The organism is Corticimicrobacter sp., assembly GCF_040137905.1.
GTDB lineage: Bacteria > Pseudomonadota > Gammaproteobacteria > Burkholderiales > Burkholderiaceae_B > Corticimicrobacter.
On sequence record NZ_JBEFDG010000035.1, the window covers coordinates 1 to 3,218 of the forward strand.

Genomic DNA, 3,218 nt, shown 5'->3' on the forward strand with positions numbered 1-3,218 from the left:
CTGCTGTGTTCCGCCGAGCGTGCGCCCCATATCCCGGGCCACACTGATCATGCTGCAGCGCGTGACCTCAAGGGCAAAGCGCAGGCGGCCCAGTTCATCGTCATCATCGAAATCCAGGCGACTGGTCAAATTGCCAGCTGCCAGTTGGTAGGCACTTTGCATTGATTGCTGCAAAGAGCGGCGCAACCGCAAGAATGCCATACCGGCGTACCCCGCCAAGCCCAGCGTGCCTGCAATGGTCAAACCGGCAATCCAGGCAGGCTCGAGCTGCGCCAGCCAATCCGCATTGACCCTGGCAGCATAAAGTGTCCATCCCATGCCCCCCAAGGCCAGTACACCCAGCACACAGGCCTGCAACATGCGCTGCAAGGCCGTGCGAGGCATGAGCCCATGTACCAGTGTCTGCACCCCCTTGCGCCATCCGACCGGCACGACACGCCCCCGAACCACAGTCGCCCCCGCCTGTTGCCCCTGACGCCACTGTGCGTAATACCAGGCAGCAGCGTCGATCTGCATCGGACTGGGCCGTGTACGAACCGACGAATAACCCACCACTTCGGTACCGCGAAAAATCGGTGAGGCATTGGCCAGCACCCAGTAGAAATCACCATTCTTGCGCCGATTCTTGACCACGCCCAACCAGGTCTGGCCAGCTTTGAGTGTCCGCCAGAGGTCAGCAAACGCACCCGCAGGCATGTCAGGATGACGGACCAGATTATGGGGCGCTCCCAGCAACTCTTCGAGTGCGTAGCCACTGGCCCTGACGAATGCATGATTGGCATACACGATCCGACCGGCGAGATCCGTACGTGAAATCAGGTAATCCGTCTCCTCCAACCTGAACTCTTGGTCAGTGACGGGCAGGTTTATTCTCATTTTTCAATCCACCGCATGCCAGGAAAGCGTTCACCGCTTTGCACACAAAAAAAGCAGTCTTGACCTTTATCAAGACTGCTTGCCTATGGTGTAACGCAGCGGACCGTTTTAAATTTCCGAACAAGACGATTGTTTCGGACTATTTCATTTGATCAGATCCGTGGATCGGTGCTGGGGTCAGGCAATTTCCTTGCTTGCCGGCATCTCGATCACCTCTCTCGAACTGATCTTGAACACCGATACGGCCTGCCTCAACTGCTGCGCCTGTGATTCCAGCGACCCTGCCGCCGCAGCGGCCTCCTCCACCAGTGCGGCATTCTGCTGCGTCACCTCGTCCATCTGTGCCACGGCCCGGTTCACCTGTTCGATACCGCTCGACTGCTCCTGGGATGCCGCAGAAATTTCGCCCATGATATCCGTCACGCGCTGCACGGAATCGACGATTTCCTTCATGGTTTCACCAGCCACCTCAACCTGGCGCGATCCCGCTTCGACCTTGCTCACGGAATCCTCGATCAGGGATTTGATTTCTCGCGCAGCCTGGGCACTGCGCTGTGCCAGCGTACGAACCTCGCCTGCCACCACAGCGAATCCCTTGCCTTGCTCTCCGGCCCGTGCAGCCTCCACGGCCGCATTCAAGGCCAGAATATTCGTCTGGAATGCAATCCCGTCAATGACGCTGACGATCTCGGCGATCTTGTGCGAACTGCCGGAAATGGCATGCATGGTCGTGACCACTTCCGCAACGACCTGGCCACCCCGCTGTGCCACTCCCATGCTGTTACCGGCCAGTTGATCGGCCTGGCGGGCATTGTCAGCATTCTGCTTCACTGTGCTGGCAAGCTGCTCCATGCTGGCAGCGGTTTCTTCCAGAGAAGCGGCCTGCTCCTCGGTGCGACTGCTCAGATCCGTATTGCCCTGGGCGATTTCCGTCGAGCCGGTATTGATTTCATCCACACCCTGCCGAACCTGCGACACAACCTGTGACAGGCTTTCCTGCATGCGCCGGATCGCAGTAAACAAGTTGCCGATCTCATTGCGCGCGCCGACCTCGACCCGATGTGTCAGGTCGCCGGCAGCCACCAGCCCCAATTCCTGTCCCGCCTGTTCCAGCGGTCTCAACACGATGCGGGCAATATAAAGCCAACCTCCCAGCATCAATCCCCCCGCCAGGATCAGCAACACAACAGCGCCGATATCCGCAAATGTTTTTTGCTGTGCAGCTTCTGCCATCATCGACCCATAAATCCGATGCGTCAGGGAATAATAATCAGTAAACAGAATCTCCATCCTGTCGATCAGCATATTGCGCTCAGCCAGCATCGCTGGCGAGCCATATTCACTGTCACTGCCATTCATGAACCCCTGGGCAGCACGGCGCAAGATCGGAATGTAGGCAGTCAGGTTTTGGTTTATTTCATTGGACAGGCGTTGCCCATCACCAATCTTGGGTTCCGCATGAAACTGCCGGAACGTACTTTCGACCTGATCCAGCACCGCTTCGGCCAATTTGACATTGGCGCGTGCCTTGTCGATTTCACCACGCAGGTAGTCTCGATGCCCCAGCGCCATCCTGAGACGATTCTCAAGCAGCCCTTCACGTACTGCGTGCAGCGGATCGGCACGCTTGACCGCCATGTTGTAAAGCGATTCAAAACCATTATTGGCCTGTCCCGCCCCTCTCCAGGCAAAACCGATTGCCAGCAGAATCGTGGCAAACAGCAAACCCAGCACCAGCATCATGCCGGTACGCACCATCATATTTTTTAACATCGTTCATTCCTTGATACATCAAGATGACACCAAGGCCCAGAGATCCGCTCAACGGCATGGAACCCGGCCTCACCCGTGCATCCAAGCAGCACGGCTGAACGATATTAATCCGGAGATAATCCTTTCAATTATCCAATAAAAACCATATTACTTACATTGTTTATATTACCCTGGAAATCTTGTGGAATATGCAACACAGAAAGTCTTGAATAATCCATTTGATTTCCCAATGTTTCACATCAATGCAACCTCATGCCGGTTGATGGCTACCTTGGTGAAATAAATAATAATGACCAAGCCTCGGTTTTCATATTCTCCTGCATTTACCGCAGGTCAGGCTCGTCGCAACCTATCATGCGCCGGCATTTCAATGACTTCCTGTGAGCTGATCCGGAACACCGACACCGCCTGGCGCAACTGCTGCGCCTGCGACTCCAGCGAACCTGCTGCAGCAGCAGCCTCTTCCACCAGCGCCGCATTCTGCTGCGTCACCTCATCCATCTGCGCCACCGCACGGTTCACCTGCTCAATACCGCTCGACTGCTCCTGCGTCGCCGCAGAGATCTCGC

The 3,218-nt window shown here is 56.2% G+C and carries 2 protein-coding genes and 1 pseudogene; all 3 read right to left on the reverse strand.

The window, feature by feature from the left end; all coding sequences use genetic code 11:
• On the reverse strand, positions 1-876 hold an 876-nt coding region (locus ABN482_RS06035), incomplete at its 3' end, for a methyl-accepting chemotaxis protein (protein WP_349503144.1).
• Between the two features lie 177 nt (positions 877-1,053).
• Positions 1,054-2,649, reverse strand: coding sequence for a methyl-accepting chemotaxis protein (locus ABN482_RS06040; RefSeq protein WP_349503145.1), 1,596 nt, complete (start codon positions 2,647-2,649; stop codon positions 1,054-1,056).
• Positions 2,650-2,982: 333 nt separating this feature from the next.
• A pseudogene (locus ABN482_RS06045) lies at positions 2,983-3,218 on the reverse strand (methyl-accepting chemotaxis protein); the annotation flags it as partial.